Origin of the sequence: Actinospica durhamensis (genome assembly GCF_018139695.1) — a bacterium.
Taxonomy (GTDB): Bacteria; Actinomycetota; Actinomycetes; order Streptomycetales; family Catenulisporaceae; genus Actinospica; species Actinospica durhamensis.
In genome coordinates, this window is sequence record NZ_JAGSOG010000336.1 from 1 (window position 1) to 8,182 (window position 8,182).

At 71.6% G+C, this 8,182-nt stretch carries 6 protein-coding genes; 4 read left to right on the top strand and 2 right to left on the bottom strand.

The window, feature by feature from the left end; genetic code table 11:
* Window positions 1-158 precede the first annotated feature (158 nt).
* On the top strand, window positions 159-2,261 hold the full coding sequence (locus tag KDL01_RS36505) for a cellulose binding domain-containing protein (RefSeq protein WP_307846762.1): 2,103 nt from the start codon (window positions 159-161) through the stop codon (window positions 2,259-2,261).
* Window positions 2,262-2,330: 69 nt separating this feature from the next.
* Here KDL01_RS36505 and KDL01_RS36510 read toward each other — a convergent pair whose 3' ends face one another.
* Both KDL01_RS36510 and KDL01_RS36515 read right to left on the bottom strand, forming a co-directional pair.
* Entirely contained in the window at window positions 2,331-3,095 is a 765-nt protein-coding gene (locus KDL01_RS36510) for an SDR family oxidoreductase (protein WP_212533281.1), read from the bottom strand.
* Entirely contained in the window at window positions 3,092-3,640 is a 549-nt protein-coding gene (locus tag KDL01_RS36515) for a GNAT family N-acetyltransferase (RefSeq protein ID WP_212533282.1), read from the bottom strand. Before KDL01_RS36515 ends, KDL01_RS36510 begins: the two co-directional genes overlap by 4 nt.
* A 106-nt stretch (window positions 3,641-3,746) precedes the next feature.
* Here KDL01_RS36515 and KDL01_RS36520 point away from each other — a divergent pair, with 106 nt between their 5' ends.
* The 3 genes from KDL01_RS36520 to KDL01_RS36530 form a co-directional block, all read left to right on the top strand.
* The gene (locus KDL01_RS36520) at window positions 3,747-4,736 is read left to right on the top strand and encodes an LLM class F420-dependent oxidoreductase (protein ID WP_212533283.1); all 990 of its coding nucleotides are present in this window, start codon (window positions 3,747-3,749) and stop codon (window positions 4,734-4,736) included.
* A gap of 127 nt (window positions 4,737-4,863) precedes the next feature.
* Entirely contained in the window at window positions 4,864-6,549 is a 1,686-nt protein-coding gene (locus tag KDL01_RS36525) for an ABC transporter ATP-binding protein (RefSeq protein ID WP_212533284.1), read from the top strand.
* Window positions 6,546-8,182: ABC transporter ATP-binding protein (locus tag KDL01_RS36530; RefSeq protein WP_212533285.1), on the top strand; the 1,637-nt coding region annotated here is incomplete at its 3' end. The genes KDL01_RS36525 and KDL01_RS36530, both read left to right, overlap by 4 nt.

Here is an 8,182-nt window from a genome sequence, read left to right on the forward strand (position 1 = left end):
GCCCCACCCCGCCCCTGCTCGGGACCGCCGGGCCCGGCCCGCGCTGTCAGAGCTTTGACGCGCCGGGCGGGCGTGGGGAGCATCCGGTCGTAAGTCCCGGTGCCGCCCGGTTGCGCTCGGGCGGGCCTTCTGCCCTGAGTCTCCAGCAAGGAGCACACGTGACACGACGACCACCCTCTCTGCGCGGAACCCGGCTGCGCGTGGCCGCGGCGGCGACCCTCGCGCTGCTCGGCAGCGCGCTGGCGCAGACCTCGGCCTCGGTGCCCGCCGAAGCCGCCACCACCACCTCCTCGACGGTGAACGTGACCGTGAACGCGGACGAGGGCCTGGGCACCATTCCGACCACCGGCTACGGGCTGAACTCGGCCGTGTGGGACAGCTCGATGAACTCAGCCTCCACCCAGTCGCTGTTGCAGAGTGCGAATATCGGGATGCTGCGTTACCCGGGCGGCTCCTACGGCGACATCTACAACTGGCAGGACAACACCGCCCCCGGCGGCTACGTCGCGCCCGGCACCGACTTCGACTCGTTCATGGGCACGGTCAAGAAGATCGGCGCGCAGCCGATCCTGATCGCCAACTACGGCACCGGCACCCCGGCCGAGGCCGCGGCCTGGGTCCAGTACGCGAACGTCACCAAGGGCTACGGCGACAAGTACTGGGAGATCGGCAACGAGGTCTACGGCGACGGCTACTACGGCTCGGACTGGGAGGCGAACGACCGGACCGACAAGAGCCCGACCCAGTACGCGAACGACATCCTGGCCTACTCCGCGGCGATGAAGGCGGTCGACCCGACCATCAAGATCGGCGCCGTGCTGACGCTGCCGGGCAACTGGCCGGACGGGGTGCTCGCCTCCGGCGACACCTCGGACTGGAACCACACCGTACTGTCCATCGCGGGCTCGGCGATCGACTTCGTGATCGTGCACTGGTACCCCTCGGGCACCGGCGCCTCGACCGCGCTGACCGAGCCGGCCCAGCTGCCGGGCGAGCTGCAGCAGCTGCGCGACGAGATCGACAAGTACGAGGGCGCCCGCGCCTCGAGCGTCGGGATCGCGATGACCGAGATGAACTCGGGCGTGGACGAGGACACCCAGCCGGACGCGCTGTTCGCCGCGGACTCGTACTTCACCGCGCTCGAGCAGGGCGTGTTCACGGTGGACTGGTGGGACACGCACAACGGCCCGGGCACCATCTCCACCGCGCCGGACGGGGCGACCGACTACGACGACTGGGGTGTGCTCTCCTCCGGCACCTGCGTCGGCAGCACCTGTGAACCGGCGTTCAACACACCGTTCCCGACCTACTACGCGCTCCAGATGCTCAGTGACGTGGGCAGACCCGGGGACCTGATGGTGAACGCGGGCACCGACCAGCCGCTGGTCGCCGCGCACGCCGTGCGCCAGGCCAACGGCGACCTCGCGGTCGAGCTGGTGAACAAGGACCCGAACAACGCATACACGGTGAACCTGAACTACGCCAACTACATCCCGAGCACCGCGACGCCCACGGTCTACACCTACGGCGACGAGGCGAGCTCGATCACCAGCGCGTCCACCGGCACCGCCGCCAGCCAGACGATCGCGCCGTACTCGATCGAGACGGTCGTGCTCACCCCCGCGGCGAACCAGTTCGGCTCGCTCAGCGCGCCGGGCACCCCGTCGGTGAGCAACATCACCGGCACCACCGCCACGGTCAGCTGGGGCGCGTCCACCGGCGGCCAGGTCATCCGCTACGAGATCGAGAACCAGGACGGCACCACCAGCGACCGGCTGGCCGAGTCGACCTCGAACTCGGTGACGCTGCAGAACCTGGTGCCCAACACGATCTACACGCTCAACGTGCTCGCCACCGACCAGAGCGGCAAGCTCTCCGAACCCTCGGACCCGGTGACCTTCTCCACCACCTCGCCACCGAGCAGCACCTGCGCGGTGGACTACCAGATCACCGACAGCTGGGGTAACGGCTTCATCGCCTCGGTCACGCTGACCGACACCGGACCGAGCGCGATCGACGGCTGGTCGCTGACCTTCACCTTCCCGGACACCACCGAGACGGAGAACGGCGGCTGGAACGCGACCTGGACCGAGTCCGGCCAGTTCGTGGAGGCGACGAGCCAGAGCTGGAACGCGCAGCTGGCGGCGAACGGAGGCAACTCGCAGAACATCGGCTTCGTCGGCGCCAACACCGGCGCCTACCGCTCGCCGACCGCGATCAGCCTCAACGGCACCGTCTGCACCACCACGTACTCGTCCTGAGACAGGCCGAACAGCGGGCGCTGCCCCGGATCACACCGATCCGGGGCAGCGCCCGCGGCCGCGTGGTGCTCAGTGCGGGAAGCCGCCGTTGCTGTGCAGCAGCTGGCCGTTGATCCAGCCGCCCCTGGCCGAGCACAGGAACCTGACGTAGTCGGCGGTGTCGCTCGGCCGGCCGAGCCGGCCGAGGGCGGTGGCCCGGGCCAGGTCGCGCTCGGTGTCCGGGGACATCCAGCCGGTCTGCACCGGGCCCGGGTTGAGCGCGTTCGCCGTGACGCCGAGCCCGGCCAGTTCGTGCGCCGCGGCCAGGGTGATCCGGTCCAGCGCGCCCTTGCTGGCCCCGTAGGGCAGGTTGAACGCGGTGTGGTCGCTGGTCAGGGCGATGATGCGGCCGGTGCCGTGCGGGGCGTCGAACTGCTCGGCGAAGGCCTTGATGAGCAGCCAGGCGGCCCGGGTGTTGACCGCGAAGTGCCGGTCGAAGCTCTCCACCGTGGTGGTCAGGATCGAGGAGTCGACCGACTCGCAGTGCGCCATCACCAGGGCTCTGACACTGCCGAGCTCGGCGCCCGCCTGCGCGAGCAGCCTGGCCGGGACCTCGGGCCTGGCCAGGTCGGCCTCGATGCCGACGGCGCGGCCGCCGAGGGCCTCGGCCGCCCTGGTGGTCTCCGCGGCGGAGTCGGCGTCGCGGCCCCAGTCCATCCGGTCGTCGTACGCGTTCCAGTAGCTGAAGGCGACGTCCCAGCCGTCCTCGGCCAGCGCCGTCACCAACGCCGCACCGATCCCGGCCCGCCGGCCCACTCCGGTCACCAGCGCCACAGGTCGTCGTGCTTCCGTCAACGTGCGCCCTCCCACTCGTTCGCGAGCAGCGACCACACTTCAAGATCGTGTCGCTGCCCGGAAAACGGTATGGCCTGACGCAGGACGCCGTCCAACGACATTCCCAGGCGCCGGGCCACGTTGGTGCTGCGGACGTTGTCCACGCGGGCCCGCCACTCCACCCGGTGCATCCCGCGCTGGGTGAAGGCCCACTCGATCAGGTGCCGGGACGCGGTAGTGACCAGGCCGCGGCCCTGCCCGGCCGCCTCCATCCAGCACCCGAGCTCGCAGACGCCGGCCTCGGCGTCGAAGCGCACCAGCATCACTCCGCCGACCAGCGTGCCCTCGAGCCAGATGCCGAAGGCGTGCAGGGTGTCCTGCGCCTGCTCATCGGCGAAGCCCTGCAGCGTGGCGCGGGCCGAGTCCAGGTCGGTGGAGCGGGTGGCGAAGGAGATCCACGGGTCGATCGCCTCGCGGCCGCGGTCCATGTGGGCCAGGAACTCCTCGGCCTGGAAGGGCTGGAGCGGACGCAGTTCGGCGCCGTCACCGAGCTCGATCGCGAACACGGGACACCCCCTGTCGTGTTCTATGACAATGATTCGATATGCACAGTAGCAGCGGCGGGGTTGGACACTTACCGGGTGTCCGCGCGGATGGACCTAGGATGGGCCCATGCGCTTCGGACTGTTCATTCCCCAAGGCTGGCGATTCGATCTCGTCGGCGTGGACCCCAAGGACCACTGGCAGACCATGCTCGGCGTGGCCAAGGCCGCCGAGGCCGGCCCGTTCGAGTCGGTCTGGGTATACGACCACTTCCACACCACGCCGGTGCCCTCCGAGGAGGCGACGCACGAGGCCTGGACGCTGATGGCGGCGCTGGCCGCGGCCACCTCCCGGGTCCGGCTGGGCCAGATGTGCACGTGCATGGCCTACCGCAACCCGGCGTACCTGGCCAAGGTCGCCGCCACGGTCGACGCCGTCTCCGGCGGTCGCACCGAGATGGGCATCGGGGCCGGCTGGTACGAGCACGAATGGCGCGCCTACGGCTACGGCTTCCCGTCGGCCGGCCAGCGCCTGGCCATGCTGGACGAGGGCGTGCAGATCATGCGCGACCTGTGGACCAAGGGCGTGGCCACCCTGGACGGCAAGCACTACCAGGTCGACGGCGCGATCTGCCGGCCGCTGCCGCTGCAGACCGGCGGCATCCCGCTGTGGATCGCGGGCGGCGGCGAGCGCAAGACCCTGCGGATCGCGGCCAAGTACGCGCAGTACACCAACTTCGACGGCTCCCCCGAGGGCTTCGTGCGCAAGTCGGAGCTGCTGGCCGAGCACTGCCGCGAGGTCGGCACGGACTACGACGCGATCGTGCGTTCGGCCAACTACAACGTCTTCATCGGCGAGACCGAGAAGGACGTGCAGGACCGCATCGCCCAGGCCGCCGACCGGCTGCGGCCGCACGTCTCGGACGAGACGCTCGAGCGCTCCGTCGAGCAGTGGCGCACCGGCCCGCTGGTCGGCACGCCCGAGCAGATCGCCGAGAAGCTCACCGAACTCAAGGCGCTGGGCATGACCTACGCGATCACCTACTTCGCCGAGGCGGCCTACGACCTCAGCGGCGTCGAGCTGTTCGCCAGCCGGGTCGTCCCGGAGCTGGCCTCGTAGGGAATCAGCACACGGATACCGTGGCCCCGCCGCGTCGCAGTCCTTGATCTTGGACTAGCGTGGGCGTACGTAGGCATACGCAGGCGTACGACGCCGGCGCGGCCGGTCGGTGAGCCGAGGGGGACGGATGCGAGTGGAGGCGGACATCCGGAGCCCGGCGCGGTTCCTGTGGTGGCTGGTGGCGAGCCAGGGACGCCGGATCGTGCTCGCCGCGACGCTCGGAACGCTGTGGATGCTGGGATTGGCGCTGCCGCCGTACGTGCTCGCGCGGGCGATCGACACCGGGCTGCAGCCGCGGCACTTCTCCTCGCTGCTTGGCTGGGTCCTGATCCTGCTGGGGATGGGGGTGCTCAACGCCTACGTGGCGATCATGCGTCATCGCACCCTGACGAAGGTCCGGATGGACGCGGCGTTCCGCACGCTCGAGGCCGTGGTGGAGCACTCCGCCCGGCTCGGCGGATCGCTGGCCGGCCGGGTGAGCGCGGGCGAGGTCGCCACGATCGGGATCGGGGACATCTGGACGATCGGCAGCAGCCTGACGATCGTGGGCCCCGGCTTCGGCGGCGTCGTCGCGTACGCGGTGGTGGCCGCGCTGCTGTTCTCGATCTCGCCGCTGCTGGCGCTGATCGTGGTGCTCGGCGCGCCGGTGATCGCGGTGCTCGTCGGGCCGCCGCTGGGCCGGCTGCGGGATGCGGGTTCGGTCTACCGGGAGCACCAGGCACAGTTGACGACGCGCCTGGTGGACCTCATGCAGGGTCTGCGGGTACTCAACGGGATCGGCGGCAAGGAGCTGTTCGCCGCGCGGTACCGGGAGAAGTCACGGCAACTCGTTGATGAGGGATACCGGGTCGGCTCGGTCTCCAGCTGGATACCCACGCTCGGCGCGGGCCTGCCGCTGCTGTTCCTCGCGGTGGTGACGTGGCTGGCGGCCCGGATGGCGGCCGAGGGCCGTATATCCGTCGGGGACCTGGTCGCCGTGTACGGCTACGTCGCGGTGCTGGTGGTGCCGGTCGCCGAGCTGATCGACAACGGCTCGGCCATCGCGCAGGCGCTGGTCTCGGCGCGGCGGGTGATCGCGCTGCTGCGGCTCACCCCGGACGGCGCGGGCGGAACGTACTCGGCGGACTGTAGTTGCCACGGCCCGGACGCACCGGCGGATCTCTTCGACCCGGAATCAGGGGTCGAGGTCGCGGCCGGCCGGTTCACCGCGTTGGCCGGCGCGCGGTCGGCGGACGCGGCGGCGGTGCTCGACCGGCTCGGGCGGTTCCGGCCGTCGGAGGCGACCTGGGGCGGGATCCGGCTCGCCGAGGTGGCGCCGGCGCGCCTGCGGGAGCGGATCCTGGTGGCGGACAACGAGTCGGCCGTGTTCGCCGGGAGCCTGCGCGACGTCGTCGCCGGGCGCTTCGAGCCGGACGAACGGGCCGTTCTCGAGGCGCTGCGCAACGCCGCGGCCGAGGACATCCTGGCCGGCCTGCCCGAGGGCGTGGCGTCGGCGATCGCGTCGAGCGGCCGCAACCTCTCCGGCGGACAGCGGCAGCGGGTGCGCCTGGCCCGCGCGCTGGCCGCCGAGCCGGAGGTGCTGCTGGCCGGTGAGCCGACCTCGGCCGTGGACGCGCACACCGAGGCGCTGATCGCGGACCGGCTGCGGGCCGCGCGCCGCGGCCGCACCACGCTCGTCACGACGACCTCGCCGCTGCTGCTCGATCGCGCCGACCTCGTGCACTACCTCGTCGACGGGCGCGTGGCCGCGAGCGGCACCCACCGCGAACTGATGGAGAGCCAGCCCGGCTACCGGGAGCTGGTGTCCCGATGAACCAGTTGCCCGTGGCCGACGCGGCCGGCGTGCGCCGGGCGGCCTGGCGGCTGATCCGGCACGAGCCCGGCGCGTTCGGCCGCATCCTCGTGCTCAACGTGCTGGCCACCGGGGCCGGACTGGTCGGGCCGTGGCTGCTCGGGCTCATCATCGACGAGGTCCAGTCCGGCGGCGCGGGCGGCGGGGGCGGCGAGAGCGGCAGCAGCGGTGCCGGTCACGGCGACGTGGGCCGGATCGACCGGCTGGCGCTGGCGATCCTGATCTCCGCGCTGGTGCAGCTCGTCCTGACCCGGCAGGCGCGTTACCTCGCCGCCCGCTTCGGCGAGCGGTTGTCCGCGCACGTGCGTGAGCAGTTCCTCGATCACGTCCTCGGGCTGCGCCCGGGTGTGGTGGAGGCGATCGACGTCGGGGACCTGACCGCGCGCGGCTCCGGCGACGTCGGCAGCGTCGCCTCGATCATGCGCGACGCCGCGCCGGACGTACTCATCGCGGCGCTCCAGGCGCTGCTCGTGGTCGTCGCGGTCTTCGTGCTCGATCCCGTGCTCGGCGCGTGCGGCGTCCTCGGCCTGGCCGGGATCGCGGTGGCGACGCGGTGGTACCTGCGCCGGGCCCGCGCCGCCTACCTCGACCTGGGCGCGGCCAACTCGGCGGTGGCCGAGGTGCTGGTGACCACCGCCCAGGGCGCGCGGACGATCGAGGCGCTGGGCCTGGAGCTCCGCCGGATCGAGGCGGGCGCGGCGGCGCTGGAACGGTCGCGGCTGGCTCGTCTTCGTGCCCTGACGCTGCGCTCGGTGCTGTATCCGGTCATCGACGTCTCCTACGTGCTGCCGTTCGTCGGCGTGCTGCTCGTGGGCGGTGCGCTCTACGACCGGGGCATGATCAGCCTGGGCGCCGTGGTGACCTCGGCGCTCTACCTGCGCCAGCTGTCCGGACCGCTCGAGACGATGCAGATCTGGATCGACGCGTTGCAGAGCGGCGCGGCCTCCTTCGCCCGGCTCGAGGGTCTCAGTGAACTGTCGCGCCCGCCCGAGCCGACCGGCGCCCCCGAACCCGCGACCACGCCCGAGACCGAGCTCGAGCCCGCAGACGCACCCGCACCCGCACCCGCAGACGACCGGATCGAGGTGCGCGGCGTGCGCTTCGGCTACGACGGCGGCCGCGACGTGCTGCACGGAGTGGATCTCGAGATCCGGCCGGGCGAGCGGCTCGCGATCGTCGGACCCTCCGGCGCGGGCAAGTCCACACTCGGCCGGCTGCTGGCCGGAATCGACCGGCCACGCACCGGCTCGGTCACCGTGGGCGGCGTCGCCGTCGCGCACCTGTCCCCGGATCAGCTGCGCCGCCACATCGTCCTGGTCACCCAAGATCTGCACGTCTTCCACGCGTCGGTGCGCGACAACCTCCTCGTCGCCAAGCCGACCGCGTCAGACGCCGAACTCCACGCCGCCCTCCTCGCGGTCGGCGCCGCAGCCTGGACCGACGAACTGCCCGAAGGCCTGGACACCCACCTCGGCCCCACCGGCCATCAACTCGGCAGCGCGCGGGCCCAACAGCTCGCACTCGCCCGCGTCGTACTCGCCGATCCGCACACCGTCATCCTCGACGAGGCCACCGCCCTACTCGACCCCACCAC